The following is a 20,550-nucleotide window of genomic DNA, read 5'->3' on the forward strand; positions in this document are numbered from 1 at the left end:
GGGACGCTAAGGATCGGTGAGAGGTTTCCCGAAGTCAGTTTCAATCCGCAGCCGCCGCCGTGGGGCCGGATCGTAGCGAAGCCGTAGGTGGTGGGCCCGCCAGGCCCAGATCATTCCCGCCAGTGCCGCAATGATGCCGGCCGCTGCAGCGACGGCGAGGCTCCACCGTGGGCCGAAAGTGTTCGAGACCAGGCCGACGATTGGCGCGCCGAGCGGTGTGCCGCCGAGGAAGATGGCGAAATACAGCGCCATTACCCTGCCGCGCATCACCTGCTCGGTGGTGGTCTGGACATACGCATTGGCGCTGGTCAGAAGTGTCAGCGCGAACAGGCCGACCGGGATCAGGGCGAGGCCGAACAGCCAGACCGTGGGCGCCAGCGCTGCTGCGGCGCAGGCGACACCGAAAGCTGCTGACGCCCCGTAGATGAATCGCAGTCTCGGTTTGCTGCGCCGGGCCGAGAGCAGGGCGCCCGCCACTGAGCCGATGGCCATCACCGACGACAGCACACCGAACACTCCTGCGCCGCTGTTGAACTCGGTGCGTGCCATCGCCGCGATGTAGACGGCGAAGTTGAGCCCGAAGGTACCGACGATGAAGATCGCCAGCATCACCATCATCAGGTCGGGCCGGTTACGCACATACCTGAAGCCCTCCCGAATCCTGCCCTTGCCCGGTGGGGACTTCTCCAGGACCCGCAACTCAGAGCGTCTGATGGTCATCAGCACAAAGATCATGGCGCCGAAGGTGAGCGCGTTGATCATGAAGACCCAGCCGGGGCCGACCGCCACGGTGAGCAGACCCGCCACCGCTGGGCCAACCATCCGCGCAGCGTTGAAGGAGGCGCTGTTCAACGCGACTGCGTTGGGGAGATAGTCGTCCCTGACCAGCTCCGACACGAAGGTTTGTCGTGCTGGCGCGTCGACCGCTGAGACGAATCCGAGGGCGAGGGCAAAGGCGTACACATGCCAGAGTTCAGCTACCCCGAGCACCACCATCAGCCCGAGTCCGACGCCGAGTGCCGCCATCGAGAGCTGGGTGATGATCAGTAGTTTCCGCCGGTCCACCGAATCCGCGATCAGACCGGCCCAGGGGGCGACGAGCAGCTGGGGGCCGAGCTGGAGCGCCATGACAATGCCCATGGCTGCTGCATCCTGATCGGTGAGAATGTCATACACCAGCCAGTCCTGGGCAGTGCGTTGCATCCAGGTGCCAATGTTGGAGACCAGCGCTCCGAAAAACCAGACCCGATAGTTATGGATATGCAGCGAGCGGAACATTCCCATTAGGTGAGTCCCGCTCGGCCTCGTCCACAACTACCGTGAGTCAACTGGTTATTCTCCTCCAGCAGCGTCAGGGGAAACTGATTCGTCCTTGGCCGAGTCCTCGGGGCGCACCCGCTCCGCCCAGGGAATCCAGGGTGGGGACAGCAAGGAGGTGTCCGACGGCAGCAGGCCAACCTCGGAGATCGTCGGTTCTTTACCGCGGGGTACCCGGGCCAGAGTGGCAAACCAGTGCCAGCCGCCGTAACCGGGCAGATGGGCTTCGAACCGGTGGGTCACCACCCGTTCGGCGTCGGGGTACGCGCCCACATGGGTGCCGACCTGCCCTTGCTCAGCAATCTCGTTCACACCGTTCCGCGCGAATTCCACCGCATCGGCCAAGAGGGCGTCGGGCTTGGACGGCTTCCGGGGAGTACGGCGTTTCGGCGGAACCACCGCGTCGTCGGCCGCCTCCGCGAGCGCCGGGTCAGCGACGTCCGCCGAATGAGCGACGATTTCCAGGTCTGAATCCACGATCTGGCCTACGCGTCCAGATCGTCGGCGACCGCGCGGAGGACCGCTGCGACCTTGCCGGCGTGCGACTTGTCGGGGTACCGGCCGCGGCGCAGCCCGTTGGAGACGTCGTCCAGCAACTTGATGAGGTCCTCGGTAATGACTGCCATATCGTCAGCGCTTTTACGTGTCGCCTTCGCAACCGAGGCTGGTGCCTCAAGGATGCGGGCGGAGAGCGCCTGGAGCCCCTTGCGGCCGTCGGCGACGCCGAACTCCAGTTTGGTGCCCACCTTCACCTCAGTCACTCCTGCAGGTAGCGCCGAGGCATGAAGGAAGACCTCCTGGCCGTCGTCGGTAGCCAGGAAACCAAAACCCTTTTCAGCGTCAAACCACTTGACCTTGCCAATAGGCACGTCGTTACCTCGTTCTGTAGGTGCTGCGTCGGACACTGCTAGTACCGTGCCGATCCTCGGGAAAGGATCTGGTGCCCTGGGCCTAGCGGCGGGGCCAGCGTCTCGTCGGGAAAGTCTCTGTCTTCCAGAATATCCTCCCTACCAGTGTGCTTCATGAAAGGGGCACACCTTGTACGCTGTTAGCGTTATGGAGAATACCTCACCCCACCCCCTTCCTGATCATGGATCCAACACTCCGGAGCGGAACCTGCCCCGCCTGATCCTGATGGTGACAGCAGTAGCCCTGGCGATCATCGGCTTGCTTTCGCTCACTGCCGTGCTCATCACTGCCTTTCTTCAGGGCACCGTGTGGCCCGGCTTTGTCGCCGGAGCCTACGTCTGCCTTCCGGTGGCCTTTGTCCTCATGATCCTGATGGTGATTTCGGGAATTCGGGCCCGCAGACGGGCCTGACCCCGGCTCCCATCGCGGGCTTCCGCCGGGCGATCGGGCGGGGCGGGCACAGGCAAACGGGGTAACGTTGTCATAATGTCCGCCATCCGCGATCTAGCCACCGATCTGGCTGCACGCAGCGACGCACGGCTCCGTGACCTTCTCGCGGCGCGCCCGGACCTCGTTCTCCCACCAGTCCCCGATTTCGCTGCCCTCGCCGCCCGCGCTTCCACCCGGGTCAGCGTCCAGCGGGCGCTGGAAAACCTCAGCGAACCCGAGCTGGATGTCCTCACCGCCGTGCAGCTTTCAACTCACGGCGACACCGGCCAAAGCACCACCGCAGCCTGGCTCCGGTCGGACATCAAGGGTTCAACTGTGAAGGTCCTGGACGGCTTCCTGGCCCATCTACATGCGCTCGCCCTGCTCCGCCGCGCGCCGGCCCCGCCGGAGGCTCCGGCCGCCGACCAGAACCGCCGGTTTTACCTTCCCGTAGCCTCCCTGACCGAAGCCCTGGGCCCCTACCCTGCCGGGCTGGGCCGGGAGATCACCCTGCTGGTCCGGCTGCTCCCCGGGTACGCCAAACAGCTGCCCGCCGCCATCGACCGGCTTCGCAAGCTGGGCTTGGAGGTCGGCGAGGCCCCCACGGCGGACGCCGCTGCCGCGGTCCTGCACGAGGTCGTTTCGACTCCGGCCGGCTGGGAGGCCTTGCTGGCCCTGGCACCCGACCGCACCCGGGATCTGCTCGGCAAATTCAGCGTCTCGGCGGTCGGCGCGTCACCACTGAGCGCCGAGGACCCGAGTTCACCCATTCACTGGTTGCTCGCCCACGGGCTCCTCGCCCGCCTGGATGCGAGCCACGTTGAGCTACCCCGCGCCGTGGGACGGGCTGCGCGTGGTCATTCCATCATCGAGCAGCTGCGCTGTGACCCCCCGGTTCCCGAGCTAAGAACCATCCGGAACAGTCTGCGGGATAACGCCGCCCACAGCGCGGTCGCCGAAACCCTGCGCCTGGTCACCGACCTCGTAGTAACCGTCGAGGCTTCCCCGATCACTACCTTGCGGTCCGGCGGTGTGGGCGTCCGGGAAATCCGGCGGCTCGCCGATGCTCTGCGGGTCGACACCGAGCAGGCTGCCTGGCTGGTGGAGCTCGCGGCCCTCGCCGGTCTGCTGGTGCTCGACGTCGACACCTCCCGTTGGCGGGTTGAACCGGGCACCCTGTGGCTGGCGCAGGACCGGGTGGAGCAATGGCACCGCCTGGTGACCACATGGCTGGATGCGCAACGCGCGCCGTCGTTGGTGGGAACCCAGCTCACCGCCGGCGCAACGGTGAACGCGCTGGCGGCCGAGGCCAACCGCCCCGATGCCCCCCACCTCCGGTCCCGGATGCTGGCGGCGTTGGCTTACCTCAGCAGCAACACCAGCGGGCATCCAATCGACGGCTCCATGTCGGCCGTTTTGCAGGTCCGCGACGTCGTCGAGTGGCTCACGTGGAGCCAGCCGCGCCTTCAGCGGCGCTTTGCCCGGCTGGTTCCGGGCATGCTCACCGAGGCGTCCCACCTCGGCCTGATGGGGTCCGGCGCCTTGACTGAACTGGGCGCGCTGACCGCAGCGGGCAAGCACGACGACGCCGCCGCCGTCCTGCGCGGGGCCCTGCCCGCCCCGCTGCGGCACTTCATGTTGCAGGCAGACCTGACCGCCGTCGCCCCCGGGTATCTCGAACCGGAGGTCGCCACCGAGCTGGCCCTCCTCTCCACCCCAGAGGGGCAGGGCCCGGCCAGCATCTACCGGTTCTCAGCCGAGTCGCTGCGGCGCGCGTTCGACGACGGACAGGATGCCTCAACGATTCTGGCGTTCCTGGCCCGCCACTCTGCGACCGACGTCCCGCAACCGTTGAAGTACCTGGTCGACGACACCGCGTCGAGGTACGGCCGCCTCCGGGTGGGCAGAGCCAGTAGCTATGTCCGCAGCGACGATGATGCGGCGCTGTCAGCCCTCCTGACCGATCCCCGGGCCGCAGCACTTGGCCTGGTGCAACTCGCGCCGACAGTCGTGATTTCCCAGGCGTCAGGACCGGAGCTCGCGGCGGTCTTGCGTGACCTCGGGTACGCCCCCGCCCTCGAAGGCTCGGCCTTGCCATCGAAACCGGGACGATCCGGCACCACAGGCGGGCCGGGAAGCGTGACGGCGGCGTCGTCGCGGGTGACGTTGAACCCCTGGGTCCTCTCCTCCGAAGACATCTCCAACCAGGTGGCAGTGCTTCGCGGTGCCGGGGTCACGCCCGCGGACGGAATGTCGACCACTGAGAGCGACACCCTGCTGGGACTCGAAACCCTCCGCAAGGCAATCCGGCTGCGACGCCCGGTGCGGCTCGGGTTCGCCGACAGCCAGGGGAATTCCACCCGGCAGGTCCTTGTTCCACTATCTGTATCCGGCGGCAGGGTCCGGGTCATCGACCCGGGCAACGAGGTCGAAAAAGTCGTCTCGATCCACCGGATCATGGACGTTGAACTACTTTCCATTGATGAAGGGGCAGCAACTGATGCCTGACGGCCCGCTGATCGTTCAAAGCGACAAAACCATTCTGCTGGAAGTGGACCACGAACAATCCACCGAAGCACGGCACGCGATCGCTGCGTTCGCTGAGCTGGAACGCGCCCCTGAACACGTCCACAGCTATCGGCTGACTCCGCTGGGGCTATGGAATGCCCGTGCGGCAGGCCTCGACGCCGAGCATGTCCTCGACACCCTGCTGAAGTACTCACGGTTCCCGGTACCCCACGCACTGCTGGTGGACATTGAAGAGACGATGTCGCGGTACGGTCGGCTCCGCCTCGAGAAGGACGACCAGCATGGTCTGGTCCTGCGCACCAACGACTACCCGGTGCTCGAGGAGGTGCTGCACGCCAAGAAGATCCAGCCCCTGCTGGGCCCGCGCATCGACGGAGAAACGGTGGTGGTGCACTCCTCGCAGCGTGGTCAGCTCAAGCAGTTGCTTTTGAAGCTGGGCTGGCCGGCGGAGGACTTCGCCGGCTATGTGGATGGCAAACCCCACCCGATCGCCCTGCTCGAGGAGGGGTGGACGCTGCGCCCCTATCAGAAGCTGGCCACGGAAAACTTCTGGTCGGGCGGCTCGGGCGTCGTCGTACTCCCCTGTGGTGCGGGCAAGACCCTGGTGGGCGCTGCAGCGATGGCGACGTCCCAGACCACCACGCTGATCCTGGTCACCAACACCGTCTCCGCCCGTCAGTGGAAGGACGAACTGCTGAAGCGCACGTCCCTCACCGAGGACGAGATCGGTGAGTATTCGGGCGCTGTGAAGGAGATCCGACCGGTCACTATCGCCACCTACCAGGTGCTGACGCTGCGCCGGGGCGGTCTCTACCCGCACCTTGAACTCCTCGACGCGAATGACTGGGGCCTGATCGTCTACGACGAGGTGCACCTATTGCCTGCCCCGATCTTCCGCATGACAGCCGATCTGCAGGCACGACGCCGACTCGGCCTGACCGCGACCCTGGTCAGGGAGGATGGCCGGGAAGGCGAGGTGTTTTCCCTCATCGGCCCCAAGCGCTATGACGCCCCCTGGAAGGACATCGAGGCGCAGGGCTACATCGCGCCGGCCGACTGCGTGGAGGTGCGCGTGGACCTGCCGCGCGATGAACGGGTTGCCTACGCGATGGCCGAGGACGGGGACAAGTACCGCCTTTGCGCCACGTCGGAGACCAAGAGCGGCGTGGTCGAAAAGCTGGTCGCCTCGCACCAGGGCGAGCAGCTGCTGGTGATCGGCCAGTACATCGACCAGCTGGACGAGCTCGGCGAGCGCCTGAATGCCCCAGTGATCAAGGGGGACACGTCAGTGAAGGAACGCCAGCGGCTGTTTGGCGAGTTCCGCAACGGGGAGATCCACACTCTGGTCGTCTCGAAGGTAGCCAACTTCTCCATTGACCTGCCGGAGGCCTCGGTCGCCATCCAGGTGTCCGGGTCCTTTGGATCACGGCAGGAGGAAGCTCAACGGCTGGGCCGCCTGCTACGCCCCAAGGCCGATGGTCGGGCCGCACGGTTCTACACCGTGGTCGCTCGGGACACGATCGACCAGGACTTCGCCGCCAAACGGCAACGGTTCCTGGCCGAGCAAGGCTATGCCTACCGGATCATGGATGCCGCGGACATCCCTCAGGGCTGACATACGGGAAGCTTTCACGCACCATCCAGACAACTCCCAGTGTCTGGGAGGATACTGGGAACTGTGAAAAAGACTGGACCTGAAGCCAAACTCCTCGTAGTGGATGACGAGCCAAATATCCGTGAGCTCCTCTCCACCTCCCTGCGTTTCGCGGGTTTCGACGTCGTAGCTGCCGCCAACGGCCGCGAAGCGCTGGCCGCTGCCGAGACCCATAACCCTGACCTGGCAGTGCTCGATGTCATGTTGCCGGACATGGATGGTTTCACCGTGACCCGCCGGCTCCGTGCCGCCGGACGGCATTTCCCCGTCGTGTTCCTCACCGCCCGGGACGATACCGACGATAAGGTCACCGGGCTGACCGTGGGCGGGGACGACTATGTCACCAAGCCATTCAGCCTCGATGAGGTGGTGGCCCGGATCCGCGCCGTCCTCCGCCGCACCCAGCCCATGGACGACGATGACGCAGTGATCCGGGTGGATGACCTGGAGCTCGACGACGACGCCCACGAGGTGCGCCGAGCGGGCGAGGTCATCGATCTCTCCCCCACCGAGTTCAAGCTGCTGCGCTACCTGATGATGAACCCTAACCGGGTGCTCTCGAAGGCCCAGATCCTTGATCATGTATGGGAGTACGACTTCAACGGGGATGCTTCGATCGTCGAGTCCTACATCTCCTACCTGCGGCGCAAGATCGACAAGAACCCTGACGCGGTGGCCCTGATCCAGACCAAGAGGGGCGTCGGCTATCTCCTGCGTACCTCCGACAAGCGGTAGGTACCTGCCGACGTGATTGATCGGTGGAAAGCCGCATCGCTGCGCACCCAACTGGTGGCCACCATGACTCTGCTCATGGTGGTCACTGTTGCGATTACCGGTATTGTCACGGTCTCAATGTTGCGCGGCAGCCTGATTGAGCAGATGGATCTGGATATCCGGGCCAACGCCGACGCCGTGGCACAAAACATCCTTCCCGACGGCGCCACCGACGGGACCTTGCTGCGGTTCTACGGCGAGCTGAGGGACGTGGACGGCCAGAAGCTCAGGGGAACCCTGTCTGAGGAATCGGCGGACTACCCGGTCATTCCCGCGATTCCCGTCGAGGACGTGTCCGCTCGGGGGCAGGCGGGCTTCACGGTTCCAGGGAGCGCCGCTGGCAGCCCCGGCTGGCGGGTGAAGCTCTACGCACTGAGCAACGGCCAGGGCAGCGTGGCCATTGCTTCGAGCCTGGCCACGGTCAACAAATCGTTGGAGGAGGCCGGGCAGATCATCTTCTTCGTCGGCCTCGGGGCCACCATGGTGGCCAGCGGTATCGCCTTCATTGCTGTGACCCGCCAGTTCAGGCCCCTGGGTCGGGTGGAACGGACTGCTGCGGCGATCGCCGCTGGGGACCTGTCCCGACGCGTCGAGGTGGAACGGCCGGCGACTGAGGTGGGGAGGTTGTCACGTTCGCTCAACGCCATGCTCGCCCACATCGAGACTGCGTTCTCAGCCCGAACCGAATCCGAACGCAAGATGCGCCGTTTCGTCGCTGATGCGTCCCACGAACTACGCACCCCGCTCGTAACGATCAGAGGATTCTCGGAGCTGTATCGGCACGGAGCACTGCAGAACGACGACGATGTGCGGGCCGCGATGGGCCGGATCGAAAGCGAAGCCAAGCGGATGGGCGAGCTGGTTGAGGACCTGCTGACGCTCGCCCGGATTGACGAACAGCGCCCGCTGAAAGCCGAACCACTGGATCTGGTCATTCTGGGAAACGATGCAGCGCTCGACGCCCGCGCGATTGCCCCTGATCGTGAGATCACCGTCATCGGCTTGGACGGCGGTGCAGCACATTCGGCACCAACCGTTGGGGATGAAGCCAGGCTCCGCCAGGTCGTAGCCAACCTCATGACCAATGCTTTGCGGTACACCCCCGATGGCACGCCCATCGAAGTCGCGGTTGGTGTGGCGCCGGTGATCCACGGTCGGATGGACTCGGTTATCGAGGTCAGAGACCACGGCCCGGGTATCTCCGAGGAAGACGCAGCTCGGGTTTTCGAGCGGTTCTACCGTGCGGACTCATCCCGCTACCGCGAAACCGGCGGCACAGGCCTGGGGCTGGCGATTGTTGCTGCCCTGGTGGCCCAGCACGACGGCTCGGTGCGGTTGGAGGAGACCTCCGGCGGCGGCGCCACCCTGTCCATCCGGCTGCCGTATAGCGCCCTCGACTCGAACGACTCCCCCTCCACAGCCCTGTAGGGCACGGGCGTTGCCCACTTTTCAGGCTTCCTCCGCCCGACCCTTGGACGCGCGGCCTAAGGTCGGAGCTAGCCCGCAATGGTCCGGGAGCCGCCGTCACCGAGGAGGAAACACGTGGCACACTTTCAGGTCGACACTGATGCACTCGCCGCAAAGGGCAGCGAGGTGCAGGGTACCATCGGTCGGCTGCAGGCCGAGGTGAATACGATGCAAGCGGGGCTGCTGGACCTGGAGGGGCTGTGGAAGGGGCAGGCTGCCGCCAATTTCCAGCAGGCTGTGGCTCAGTGGCGTGCCACCCAAGCCCGGGTGGAGGAGTCGTTGGCGGAGATCAACCAAGCCCTGACGGTGGCCACCCAGCAGTACGCGGACGCTGAACTGAGTAACGCGCGGATGTTCCTGTACTGACTGGCTGACCCTTCGGCCCACGGTGACCGGCAGGCCAATCCTTGCCGGTTTACGCCGGAAGGACGGCACCCCGTGGGGGATACCGTCCTTCCGATGTGAGCTGGGCGAGGTGGTGACACCTCGCCGGTGGGGACTAGAAGCCGCCCATACCGCCCATGCCGCCCATTTCGTCGCCTCCGCCGCCGCCGGCTGGAGCCTTCTCAGGCTTGTCAGCTACTACGGCTTCGGTGGTGAGGAACAGACCAGCAATGGAGGCCGCGTTCTGCAGTGCAGAGCGGGTCACCTTTACGGGGTCGTTGACTCCTGCTGCGAGCAGGTCTTCGTAGACGCCAGTTGCTGCGTTCAGGCCGTGGCCTGCAGGCAATCCGCGGACCTTGTCGACAACGACGCCTGGCTCAAGGCCGGCGTTGAAGGCGATCTGCTTCAGCGGAGCGTCGATGGCAACGCGGACGATGTTCGCGCCGGTTGCCTCGTCGCCTTCGAGCTGCAGCGATGCGAAGGCCTTGGCACCAGCCTGGATGAGAGCAACGCCGCCACCGGCGACGATTCCCTCTTCAACTGCTGCCTTCGCGTTGCGGACAGCGTCCTCAATGCGGTGCTTGCGCTCCTTGAGCTCAACCTCGGTTGCGGCTCCGGCCTTGATGACTGCAACGCCGCCGGCCAGCTTGGCCAGGCGCTCCTGCAGCTTCTCGCGGTCGTAGTCGGAGTCGGAGTTCTCGATCTCGGCGCGGATCTGGCTGACGCGTCCGGCGATCTCCTCGGCGTTGCCTGCACCCTCGACGATGGTGGTCTCGTCCTTGGTGACAACAACCTTGCGTGCGCTGCCCAGGAGGTCAAGGGTAGCGTTCTCCAGCTTGAGGCCAACTTCTTCGGCGATAACCTGGCCACCGGTGAGGATGGCGATGTCGGCCAGCTGTGCCTTGCGGCGGTCGCCAAAGCCTGGCGCCTTGACGGCTACCGACTTGAACGTGCCACGGATCTTGTTGACTACCAGGGTGGCCAACGCTTCGCCTTCGATGTCTTCGGCGATGATCAGCAGTGGCTTGCCTGACTGCATGACCTTTTCGAGAACCGCTACGAGGTCCTTGACGTTGGAGATCTTGGAGTTGACGATCAGGATGTACGGGTCTTCAAGAACCGTTTCCTGGCGCTCAGCGTCGGTGACGAAGTAGCCGGAGATGTAGCCCTTGTCGAAGCGCATGCCCTCGGTGAGCTCAAGCTCAAGGCCGAAGGTATTGGATTCTTCAACGGTAATGACGCCTTCTTTACCGACCTTGTCCAGCGCTTCAGCGATCAGGTCGCCGATCTGCTGGTCACCGGCTGAGATGGACGCGGTTGCGGCGATCTCTTCCTTGGTCTCGATTTCCTTGGCGGAGGCGAGCAGCTCGCGAGTGACGGCTTCAACTGCCTTCTCGATGCCGCGCTTCAGGCTCAGCGGATCGGCGCCAGCAGCAACGTTCCGCAGGCCTTCCTTGACCAGTGCCTGGGCGAGAACGGTGGCGGTGGTGGTACCGTCGCCGGCGACGTCGTCAGTCTTCTTGGCGACTTCCTTAACCAGCTCTGCGCCGATCTTTTCGAACGGGTCGTCCAGTTCGATCTCCTTGGCGATGGATACACCATCGTTGGTGATCGTGGGGGCGCCCCACTTCTTTTCCAGGACGACGTTGCGGCCACGTGGGCCCAGCGTTACCTTGACGGCGTCGGCGAGGATGTTCAGTCCGCGCTCAAGGCCGCGGCGTGCCTCTTCATCAAAAGAAATGATCTTGGCCATAGTGGCTTAGGTCCTTTCGGGGACAGTACTGCTTATCAGCAAACTTATGCCCACCGGCTGCGGTGCCCGCGACGGACGGGTATCAGCAGGACGATCTCTTTACGTCCCGCCACGACCCTCACCACAGTGGTGTGCGTGTCACATCCAACCCCGCCGACAATTAGCAGTCAGCGGCTTAGAGTGCTAACTCAATAATTAGCACTCTGGCTGTCTGAGTGCAAGTGAAGACCCTCCCACTGGGCGCGGGTGACGCCGTACACCACCGAGTCGTAAATGGCGCCGCGGACTACTCGCGCGTCACGGAACCGCGCCTCCTCGGTCCACCCCAGTTTCAGTCCCACACCACACATCGCGAGGTTGCCGGACCAGGTGGAGAAGTCGAGGCGACGAAAGGTTGTGAGGCTAAAAAGATAGTCGGCCCACAATGCCAAGGCCTCGGTGCCGATGCCACGGCCCCTCACCGCCGGGTCAAAGACGGTGATTCCTGCCCGGGGCCATGCGGTTGCCTCGGACTCCCAGTGCCAGGAAACAGTCCCGATCAGGTGGTTGGTTGACGCGTCGGCGATCACCAGCCGCCGTCGCACCCCGGGCCACTCGCCGGAGTCCAGCTGCTCCTTGATGCGCCCCACGGCGGCGTCCGCCTCCTGCTCAGTGTGCGGCGGAAAATAGGGCCCGTCCCATAGATTCCACTCGTGGTGGGGTTTGAGCCATTCGCGATAAGCGGAAAGATCCTCGGGAAGCCAGTCCCGGAGCCGGAGTTGCCGGCCCTCGATCAGCACCTGTGGCATCTGCGTAATGGCTACTGGAAGCCGGGGCCGACAACCACTGTGATGTTCGGGGACACCTCGGTGGTTTCCACCAGGGTCGGGATACCAAGGATGCCTGCCACTTCCTGTGCCGCCGCAAGCTGGGAGGGGTTGTTGTAGAAGATCACCGAGGTCTGCGGCGGCGCGCCGCCCCAGTCGGCGATCTGCCCCACAGCCCAGCCCCCGGCTGTGACCCGCCCTGCCGCTGAGCTGGCCAACCCGCCGATACCCGTCGAGTTGTAGACATTGACTGCCTGGGTTCGATCGATTACTGCCGGTTCCTCGCTCGGAGTCGGCTCAGCCTCGGTGGGCTCGGCAGTGGGAGCGTCGGTCGGATCGTCCGTCGGGGCTTCGGTTGCTGAGTCGGACGGGGTCGGCTCTGGCTCGGAGGCGTCGCCGTCGGCCCCTGCAGAAGGTGACCCGTCCGCCGTGGCGGTCTCGGAGGAGGGTGCCGTGGTGGTCTGGGTGGCGGCTGAATCGGTCTGGCCAATGCCCAGGCGGGGAAGGATGAAGTAGGCGGCCAGCCCGACGGCGAGCGCGAGTACCCCAACCAGGATTTTCAGCGCCAGTCCGCTGGAGCGCGGGGGAACCAGCCTTTCCCGGTGAACGCCCTGCCGCGATGCGGATTCAGGGATCTTGTCGAACTCGTCCCGGGGGTACTGGCTCATAGTTATGCGTCATCCTTGGGTTTTGGCGCTGCGAAAGGTTCGCCGGGAGCGTTCAGATGTCGGCGCCGAGGCGGCGGGCCGAGCGCGCACGCTGACGAGATGTACGTAGTCTACGCAGTCGCTTGACCAGCATGGGGTCGTGAGCCAGTGCTGCCTCGGTGTCGATCATGGCGTTGAGGATTTGGTAGTAGTGAGTAGCTGACAGGTCGAACAGCTCGCGGATGGCTTGTTCCTTGGCCCCTGAGTACTTCCACCACTGGCGTTCGAGGGCCAGCATCTGCTGCTCGCGGTCACCCAAACCGGATGCCTGACGGCGATCCTCCGGATCCGGGTGCATCACGCTGTCAGCGCTCGCCGCTTCGGTCACTGCCCATCGCCCCTTAGTTGAAGGCAGCTCAGTGGAACGCTGCCGGTGACCTTCATGGTAATTGGGAATAACACGGTTGTCATTTGGCGCGCTGGGGCACAAGGATGGGAGGGTGTCCGAATATCAGAGCGCCCTCTTCCCCGAGCCAGCCCCCTCCCCCTCAGGGTTCTCGGGTGCGGGCAGCCCGAAGTTCCCGTTCGCCGCGCCCGTTCCGGTGGCCGACGTCGTCCACCCATCGTGGGCTGCTGCGCTGGCACCGATCGAGCCGCAGCTGCATCTGCTCGCCGAGCGGCTGCGTGCCGAGGTCGACGGCGGCCACGAAATCCTGCCGCCAGCGCAGCACGTCCTCCGGGCGTTCAGTTACCCGTTGGACCAGGTCAAGGTGCTGGTGCTGGGTCAGGACCCATACCCGACGCCGGGGCATGCCGTCGGGCTGTCCTTCTCGGTAGCGGAAAGCACCCGGCCGATTCCACGGAGCCTCGCCAACATCTACCGGGAACTCGCTACCGACACCGGCACGTCGGTTCCCGCGCACGGTGACCTGTCTGCGTGGGCCGAACAGGGGGTGCTGCTGCTGAACCGGGTACTGACGGTTCGGGCCGGTGACGCGGCGTCCCACCGCAGACTGGGCTGGGATGTGGTAACCAGTGCAGCGGTGGAAGCCCTGGTGGCCAGAGACCTCCCCCTGGTTGCGGTGCTGTGGGGCAGGGACGCCCAGCAGATCAAGCCGCTGCTCGGCAGCACTCCGGTGATCGAGTCGGCTCACCCGAGCCCGCTGTCGGCGTCGCGGGGGTTCTTCGGCAGCCGCCCGTTCACCCGGGCCAACACGCTCCTGGCAGAGCAGGGCGCCGCACCGGTGGACTGGCAGCTGCGCTGACCTACCGGCGCCGGTTCCGGCGTTCGTTACTGCTGACTCCCTTGGTCAGCGGACGGGCCAGGTTGTCACCCAGCACGACGCCGCCAGCGATGGCAAGAATAATCGTCAACGCATTGAACAGACTGTTGGTGCCAGATCCAATCAGCTCGGTTTCGATGGTCAGGCCGTACATCGACCTGAACACCATCAGGCCCGGGTAGAGGAACATAACTGCCGGTACTGCCACGACCAGCTGGGGTGCACCCATCCGCAACGCCACCATTCGCGCGAGCATCCCGATCAGCACGGCGGCGAGTGCGGGGGCAAGTCGGTAGCCAACACCCAGGGTGACCACCAGCGAGTACAGCAGGAAACCGGTGACCCCGATCAGCGCTGTGGGCAGCAGAAGCTTCATATCGGTCTGCTCTGCGACACCGATCATGGCGACGGCAATCAGGACCAGCGCCGCCGCCACCGGCAGCGGATACATTGATCCCTCAGTCGTCAACGTCAGCTCGGGCACCCCCACCAGTGCGCCAGCGACCAACGCAACGGCGATCCCGGAGATGATCGCGGCAAACACCAGGAACGCTGATAGATACCTGCCCGCCGCGGTGACCGGGAATCCGTTGATCGCGTCCTGAGTTGCGGAGACGAGCCGGCCAGTCGGCAGCAATAGCAGGATCCCGCCGACCACGACGAACGACGGCGCAATGCCTAGATCGAGCCACCAGAAGAGCATCGCAATGATCGTGACCATACCCGAGGCGGTAGCTACCGCGAAGAACTCAGGAACCCGCCACTTCCCCAGCTGCCGCAAAAGGAGATCCACGCCGATGCAGCTGGCAAAGCTGATCAGCGACTCCAGCGGTCCGCCACCGATGAAACTCACGATGGCAGCCCCGAAGACGCCGAACGCAGCCGTCACCATCCAGCGGGGAAAGGGTTTTGGCTTGTGGGTGATCTCGTCGAGCCGAGCCGCAGCTTCGATCCGCGAGGTTCCGCCGTTGACGACGTCGGTCACCAACTGGTGCACCTTCAGCAGACCGGCGTAGTTATTGGTCCAGGAACGTACCACCCGCAGCACGGTGACGGGGGTCTGGTCCTTGGCCGAATAGTTCAGGATGACCGATTGGTTGGTGATGTCCACTTCAATGTTGTCCAACCCAAAGGCAGCGGTCACCGCGATAATGCTGGTTTCGACCTCAAGGGCGCCGGCACCGTACCGGAACATTGTTTCGGCGAGGCTCAGCGCGAAATCGAGGGTTCGCCGTGCGTTGATGTCCGGTCCGGAAACCTGGATGGTGGGATTGGCGTAGGGGCTGCCAGCCAGCCGCTCAACGATGCTCATCGCCTGGGTGGGAGGTGTCTCACCCTGAACCAGTCGGCGGAGCACCTTCCTGGCCGCGGCATTCGAGCGGTCGGGGCGCACCGAACGAGGTGTGGTCGGCAGCGCATCGGTAGGCGTCGAGTAGGTCCTGCGATCCGGCTTGTTATTCGCCGGACGCGGACGGGATTTGGGCTTGGCCCCGGAGGATCTGCCCGGCTTGCCGGCCGCGCCTGAGCGACCACCGGATCCCGGCCCGCCAGGGGTGCCGGGTAGCGAATGAACCGGACGCGCTGCGGGCTGGGCCACGCTGGCCGGGGTCCCCGCGGTGGGCACGATCGGCAGCTGTTCGGCAACCGGCGCGGGGTTGGTGTTGGGGTTGCGGCCGTCGTCGGCCTCGGTCTTCTCACCCATGGGACTCACCCCTTCATCCGGTGTACCCGCTGGGAGCGGGAGTTTTTTTTAGTAGAACGGTTGGTGGTGTCGGCGCCAGTAGATTTGTCGAGCGACCTTCTCGCCGATCGCGTTCCAGAGCCGATACTTCCACGCGCTGAGCGGTAGGTCATAACAGCCGACAAAGTCCGTCACAGTCTTGGTGAAGCTGGTCTTGAACAGACCCAACCCGTGGTGCTGATGCGTGGGGTCCTTGAGCCGGTCGCTGGGCGGAGTACCGCAGAAATCGTATTCCACTATCCCGAACTCTTCTTTGAGGTCGGTGATCGCCTGCCACTGCACCAAATGGGAGTCACCATACTGGGATCGTTTGGGCTTGGATCCACCGTCCTTGTAGGTGCCCTTGAGCCCATAGTTGATGACGAACGCGCCAACTGCAGGTTCGCCGTCCTCGTAGACGAAATACAGGCGGCCCTGGCCAGCATCGGCGAAGTTCTGCCAAAACCGGCTGTAGTACTCGTACGAGCGGAGCCTGGCGGCCGACCGATCCTCGATGTGGGCCATCAGCTGGTACATCTGGCGAAAGTTTTCGTCGGTGGGTTCCATCCGGCGCACTTCGACGCCCTCGCGGATGGCACGCCGGACAGCGTTGCGGCCGCGCGAATGAAGGTTGCGCAGCAGCTGGTTCGGTTCGGGGGACGTGTCCAGGATCGCAGTGTGGTCGTTGGGCTGCAGATCGAAGGTTTTGATCAGGCCCGCGTTGTGAAACAGCCGGTCGACGTCGTCGTCGGCCGGGATGTCAGGCTCCACTTTTACCGCGAATACGTTGTGACGACCGGTACGGATCAGGTCCCGGCAAGCGTCGAGAACCGCTGGCACATGGGCGGGATCAGCAACGTCAGGACCCTTGATGAGGTACCACAGGGCACCCAACAGGGGCAGCCGCTTTTCGATCACCAGGTTGTAGGTAATGTACTCGGAGCTCTCAAAGACCAGGAACCGGGGAGTCCAGCCGTGCTGGGACTTCACCGCGGCGAAAGATGCCGACTGGAGCATATTTCCCCCGCTAGGGTTCGACGTCACCAACGCGTCCCAGTTGTCCCGCTCCTCGGCCGTGGCTAGACGCGCGGTGAACTTAACCAAAATCCCTCAATCAGTGGTGGTGAGACAAAGACAATTCAGTGTAACGGTTGGCCCCGTTTGCCCCGGCCAGCTTCGCTACTGTCTGGCCGCCGTGCCGCAAATCGTCACCTTAGGCAACGACACCGCTGTGTGGTCCACCTCATTGGCCGGATGATGCCCTAGCATCCAACATATGGACTATCGATACCTCGGAAACAGTGGATTCAAGATCTCGGAAATTACCTACGGCAACTGGTTGACCCACGGCTCGCAGGTGGAGAACGACGTCGCCACCCAGTGTGTGCGCGCGGCTCTGGATGTCGGCATCACCAGTTTTGACACGGCAGACGTGTACGCCAACACCGCCGCCGAAACGGTGCTGGGCAAAGCGCTGAAGGGCGAGCGGCGTCAGTCGCTGGAAATCTTCACGAAGGTGTGGGGGGCCACCGGGCCAAAGGGGCCGAACGACGTCGGGCTTTCCCGTAAACACATCATGGAGTCGATCAACGGTTCGCTGGAGCGGCTGCAGACCGACTATGTGGACCTCTACCAGGCGCACCGCTACGACCACGAGACGCCGCTGGAAGAGACGATGCAGGCGTTCGCGGACATCGTCCGCCAGGGCAAGGCCCTGTACATCGGTGTCAGCGAATGGGACGCGCGCCAAATCCGTGCCGGGCATGCGCTGGCCAAGGAACTCGGCTTCCAGCTGATCTCCAACCAGCCGCAGTACTCGATGCTGTGGCGGGTCATTGAGGAGGAAGTGGTTCCGGTGTCCGAGGAGTTGGGGTTGTCCCAGATTGTCTGGTCTCCGGTGGCGCAGGGCGTGTTGACCGGCAAATACCGGCCAGGCGGCACACCCGAGGAAGGATCGCGGGCCGCTGATGACAAGGGCGGCTCGAACATGATCAAGCGGTGGATGTCTGACGAGATCCTCACCGGAGTGCAGAAGCTCCAGCCGATCGCCGATGAGGTTGGGCTCACCATGGCGCAGCTGGCCATCTCCTGGGTGCTGCAAAACAAGAACGTTGCTGCAGCAATCATCGGCGCGTCGAAGCCTGATCAGGTCAAGTCAAACGTTGTGGCGTCGGGTGTGACCCTTGATGCCGCTGTCATGGCCAAGATTGACGATGCGGTTGGATCAATGGCTGAGACCGATCCGGCGAAGACTGTTTCGCCTGAGCAGCGTCCCGTATGAGGCTCGCGGTCACCGGTGCCACCGGCAAATTGGGCCGAACGGTCACCTCGGTTCTGAGAGCCGCAGGGCATCAGGTTGTCGGCATGGACGTGCAGGGGGAACGTGGTCCCGGTTTCGTGAAGATCGACCTGACCAACTACGGACACGTCGTTGATGCCTTCATGGGAGTCGACGATCGGCATACCGGCTTCGACGCCGTCGTTCATCTGGCGGCCATTCCCGCTCCCGGCATCTATGCGGATGCTGCGACCTTCCACAACAACATGCCGTCCACCTACAACGTGTTCCAGGCCTGTCGCCGCGCTGGAATCAAGAAGATTGTGTATGCGTCCAGTGAGACGGTGCTGGGGCTACCCTTCGACGAGGACCCGCCCTACATCCCCGTCGATGAGAAGTACACCGCCCGGCCGGAGAGCACCTATTCGCTGGTCAAACACCTCGAAGAGCAGATGGCGATCCAGCTGACACGGTGGGATCCCGAATTGAGCATTACCGCGCTGCGGTTCTCGAACGTCATGGACCCCGAAGACTATGTGGAGTTCCCTTCTTTCGATGCCGATGCGATGGCTCGAAAGTGGAATCTCTGGGGGTACATTGACGGTCGCGACGGAGCGCAGGCCGTGCAGCGGGCGCTGGAGAATGCCGGGCCGGGCTTCGACAGGTTCATCATCGCCGCAGCTGACACGGTGATGAGCCGCTCCAGCGCATCGCTCGCTGCCGAGGTGTTCCCGGGCGTCGAGGTGGTCAAGGATGTGGGCGAGCACGAGACGCTGCTGTCCATCGATCATGCCCGCGACGTGCTCGGCTTCGATCCGCAGCACAGCTGGCGGGATCACATCAGCTAGCTGTCGAAGAAGCCGCCCGACGACGCCGGGCGGCTTCTTCGAGGATTCAGCGGTTCGGGACCTGAAAGGCGCCCGTCGGACCCGCATAGTCCAGGCTCCGATGCCTTCGGCCGATCACGAGGGCCGCTTGTGTGGGGGCGCGAAAAATCTTTGAGAAAGTTTTTTTCGGGACCTCGTTTTTCCCCTCATACTGTCGGTGCTCGATGATGGAATGGAGGTATGAAAAGCAGGAAAGCTTCTGCTACCGGAGCGGGATTCCCACCCGAATCCGGCCCGTGTTCCGCCACGGATTCCGGGCCCGCGACCAGCGGGCCCGCGAACACCTCCGCCGGGTCGCCTGCCGGGTCTCCCTCCGGGTCTTCCACGGGGACTTCTGCGGGGAATTCTGCGGGGTATGGTCCGGAGGGACCGCTGGGCGCGGACGCGGTGTGGACAGCACCCACTGTTGAATCCCCGGAGCCGGATTCGGAGTCTGAGCCGGGGGTTGAGGGGTCGCCCGTTGCGGATGATGAGGCCTCGGATTTTTGGGGATTGGTCTCTGTGCCCGGCGAACGGGTGCGGTCCAGTGAGGAACCTCCCGCCTTGACCGGCCAGCTCGGGTTGGCTGCTCCGGCGGGCCTTGACTCGTCCCAGGTCTTGGATGCGTTGAATGATGTCGCCGAGGCGCGGTCGTGGCTTGATGCCCAGGAAGCGAAACTGGTCACCCGGATCCTGGACCTGCAGACCGAGCAACCCCGGTGCGACCGCGGGGCGTTCGGGTTCGAGAAAACCTTGGCTGCGGCCGAGATCGGCGCCGCGTTGCACCTGCCGGAGCGGACCGCCGGGTTCCTGATCGAACACAGCACCCTGCTGACCCGCCACCACCCGGGCACGTTGAACGCGTTGGAGGAGGGCAGACTCTCACGCCGTCATGCCTGGGCGGTTGTCGAAGAAGCCTCTGACATGCTCGACACCGGCCCTGCCCTGGCCGCCGCCTATGAGGCCCGGCTGATCGCGCTGGCCGGTCAGACCACTGTGGCGAAGTTCTGCCGCCAGGCCCAACGGTTACGCGAAAAGCTGCATCCCGAACCCATCAGCAGCCGGCACCGGAAAGCTCTGCGGGAACGCGAGGTGGTCCTGAACCCCGCCCACGATGGGATGGCCTGGCTCGCAGCCTATCTGCCGACCGATCAGGCGGCCGGGATTTTCCACCGGGTCGATACCGCGGCCCGGGCGTTGCAGGGCCCCGACGAGGCCAGGACCCTCACCCAACTCCGGGCCGACGTTCTGGTGGATGTCCTCACCAGCGCCGGACCCACCGGATACCTGAGTTGCCCGGTCAGTGGGATCAGCGAGACCGAATCCTCCGGGCCCGCAGATTCCGGGCCCCGTAACGATCATGAACCCGGCAGCGGCGGTAACAGCCATAACGGCTGGAACGGTTCGACCGGGTGCAGCGGGTCGGGTCGGTCGGGGGATGCCAGCACATATTGGGGTGTGCAGGCGAAGGTCTTCGTCACCGTCCCGGTGATGACTCTCCTCGGCGGGGATGTGCCGGGTGAGTTGGAAGGCTACGGTCCGATTGATCCCGAGACCGCCCGGAAGCTCGCCGGGCACGCACCCTCGTTCACCAGGATTCTCACCCACCCCTTCACCGGGGCCAGACTCGGAGCCGATGCGAGAACGTATCGGGTCCCGCAGGACCTGAAGGATGCGGTCCGGGTCAGGGACGGGACCTGCCGACATCCGGGATGTAACCGGTTGGCGGTCTTC

Annotated in this window: 19 protein-coding genes; 10 read left to right on the top strand and 9 right to left on the bottom strand. The window is 64.4% G+C overall.

The features are described 5' to 3' along the window. Positions 1-6: 6 nt before the first annotated feature. Genes ABD059_RS17355 through ABD059_RS17365 form a run of 3 tightly spaced genes read right to left on the bottom strand, consistent with a single transcriptional unit; the run spans position 7 to position 2,186 of the window. Positions 7-1,284 carry an MFS transporter gene (locus ABD059_RS17355; RefSeq protein WP_343882349.1) on the bottom strand — a complete coding sequence of 426 codons (1,278 nt, stop codon included), beginning with the start codon at positions 1,282-1,284 and terminating at the stop codon, positions 7-9. Positions 1,285-1,332: 48 nt separating this feature from the next. Continuing rightward, positions 1,333-1,794: a DUF3027 domain-containing protein gene (locus ABD059_RS17360; RefSeq protein ID WP_343882351.1), complete on the bottom strand. Its 462-nt coding sequence runs from the start codon at positions 1,792-1,794 to the stop codon at positions 1,333-1,335. An 8-nt stretch (positions 1,795-1,802) separates the two neighbouring features. Then, positions 1,803-2,186: a cold-shock protein gene (locus tag ABD059_RS17365; RefSeq protein WP_019483828.1), complete on the bottom strand. Its 384-nt coding sequence runs from the start codon at positions 2,184-2,186 to the stop codon at positions 1,803-1,805. 187 nt (positions 2,187-2,373) lie between these two features. On the opposite strand from ABD059_RS17365, the gene ABD059_RS17370 reads away from it, so the two are divergent. The 6 genes from ABD059_RS17370 (at position 2,374) to ABD059_RS17395 (ending at position 9,445) form a co-directional block, all read left to right on the top strand. Beyond that, the gene (locus ABD059_RS17370; protein ID WP_343882354.1) at positions 2,374-2,637 is read left to right on the top strand and encodes a hypothetical protein; all 264 of its coding nucleotides are present in this window, start codon (positions 2,374-2,376) and stop codon (positions 2,635-2,637) included. Positions 2,638-2,712: 75 nt separating this feature from the next. Next, positions 2,713-5,163 (top strand): helicase-associated domain-containing protein, encoded by a 2,451-nt coding sequence (locus ABD059_RS17375; RefSeq protein WP_343882356.1) that lies wholly within the window; start codon positions 2,713-2,715, stop codon positions 5,161-5,163. Next, a complete protein-coding gene (locus ABD059_RS17380) occupies positions 5,156-6,799 on the top strand; it encodes a DNA repair helicase XPB (protein WP_343882432.1) in 1,644 nt (547 codons plus the stop codon). Before ABD059_RS17375 ends, ABD059_RS17380 begins: the two co-directional genes overlap by 8 nt. A 63-nt stretch (positions 6,800-6,862) precedes the next feature. Further along, positions 6,863-7,573, top strand: coding sequence for a response regulator transcription factor (locus ABD059_RS17385; protein ID WP_019483824.1), 711 nt, complete (start codon positions 6,863-6,865; stop codon positions 7,571-7,573). Between the two features lie 12 nt (positions 7,574-7,585). Continuing rightward, positions 7,586-9,040 carry a sensor histidine kinase gene (locus ABD059_RS17390; RefSeq protein WP_343882358.1) on the top strand — a complete coding sequence of 485 codons (1,455 nt, stop codon included), beginning with the start codon at positions 7,586-7,588 and terminating at the stop codon, positions 9,038-9,040. A 114-nt stretch (positions 9,041-9,154) separates the two neighbouring features. Further along, positions 9,155-9,445 (top strand): WXG100 family type VII secretion target, encoded by a 291-nt coding sequence (locus tag ABD059_RS17395; RefSeq protein ID WP_343882360.1) that lies wholly within the window; start codon positions 9,155-9,157, stop codon positions 9,443-9,445. 133 nt (positions 9,446-9,578) lie between these two features. On the opposite strand, the gene groL is transcribed toward ABD059_RS17395, so the two are convergent. The 4 genes from groL to ABD059_RS17415 all read right to left on the bottom strand — a co-directional run bounded on the left by groL (position 9,579) and on the right by ABD059_RS17415 (position 13,027). Next, on the bottom strand, positions 9,579-11,216 hold the full coding sequence (gene groL, locus ABD059_RS17400; protein WP_019483821.1) for a chaperonin GroEL: 1,638 nt from the start codon (positions 11,214-11,216) through the stop codon (positions 9,579-9,581). A 188-nt stretch (positions 11,217-11,404) separates the two neighbouring features. Next, entirely contained in the window at positions 11,405-12,004 is a 600-nt protein-coding gene (locus ABD059_RS17405) for a GNAT family N-acetyltransferase (protein WP_343882363.1), read from the bottom strand. Positions 12,005-12,015: 11 nt separating this feature from the next. Continuing rightward, a complete protein-coding gene (locus ABD059_RS17410; RefSeq protein ID WP_343882365.1) occupies positions 12,016-12,690 on the bottom strand; it encodes a LytR C-terminal domain-containing protein in 675 nt (224 codons plus the stop codon). Positions 12,691-12,742: 52 nt separating this feature from the next. Beyond that, positions 12,743-13,027 (bottom strand): DUF3263 domain-containing protein, encoded by a 285-nt coding sequence (locus tag ABD059_RS17415; RefSeq protein ID WP_343882434.1) that lies wholly within the window; start codon positions 13,025-13,027, stop codon positions 12,743-12,745. Positions 13,028-13,169: 142 nt separating this feature from the next. Here ABD059_RS17415 and ABD059_RS17420 point away from each other — a divergent pair, with 142 nt between their 5' ends. Continuing rightward, positions 13,170-13,934: a uracil-DNA glycosylase gene (locus tag ABD059_RS17420; protein ID WP_377959661.1), complete on the top strand. Its 765-nt coding sequence runs from the start codon at positions 13,170-13,172 to the stop codon at positions 13,932-13,934. 1 nt (position 13,935) lies between these two features. Here the strand turns inward: ABD059_RS17420 and ABD059_RS17425 are convergent, their stop codons facing one another. Further along, positions 13,936-15,654: a threonine/serine exporter family protein gene (locus ABD059_RS17425; protein ID WP_343882367.1), complete on the bottom strand. Its 1,719-nt coding sequence runs from the start codon at positions 15,652-15,654 to the stop codon at positions 13,936-13,938. A gap of 48 nt (positions 15,655-15,702) precedes the next feature. Continuing rightward, a complete protein-coding gene (locus ABD059_RS17430; protein ID WP_343882369.1) occupies positions 15,703-16,776 on the bottom strand; it encodes a lipid II:glycine glycyltransferase FemX in 1,074 nt (357 codons plus the stop codon). Between the two features lie 172 nt (positions 16,777-16,948). Between ABD059_RS17430 and ABD059_RS17435 the strand changes: the two genes are divergently transcribed. From ABD059_RS17435 to ABD059_RS17445, 3 genes are all read left to right on the top strand, one after another. Beyond that, positions 16,949-17,953 (top strand): aldo/keto reductase family protein, encoded by a 1,005-nt coding sequence (locus ABD059_RS17435; protein ID WP_343882371.1) that lies wholly within the window; start codon positions 16,949-16,951, stop codon positions 17,951-17,953. Continuing rightward, on the top strand, positions 17,950-18,798 hold the full coding sequence (locus tag ABD059_RS17440) for an NAD-dependent epimerase/dehydratase family protein (protein WP_343882373.1): 849 nt from the start codon (positions 17,950-17,952) through the stop codon (positions 18,796-18,798). Before ABD059_RS17435 ends, ABD059_RS17440 begins: the two co-directional genes overlap by 4 nt. A gap of 540 nt (positions 18,799-19,338) precedes the next feature. Then, positions 19,339-20,550, top strand: a 1,212-nt coding sequence (locus ABD059_RS17445) for a DUF222 domain-containing protein (RefSeq protein WP_343882375.1), incomplete at its 3' end; no start/stop codon positions are given.

This window comes from Arthrobacter flavus (assembly GCF_039526005.1).
Taxonomy (GTDB): domain Bacteria; phylum Actinomycetota; class Actinomycetes; order Actinomycetales; family Micrococcaceae; genus Arthrobacter_D; species Arthrobacter_D flavus.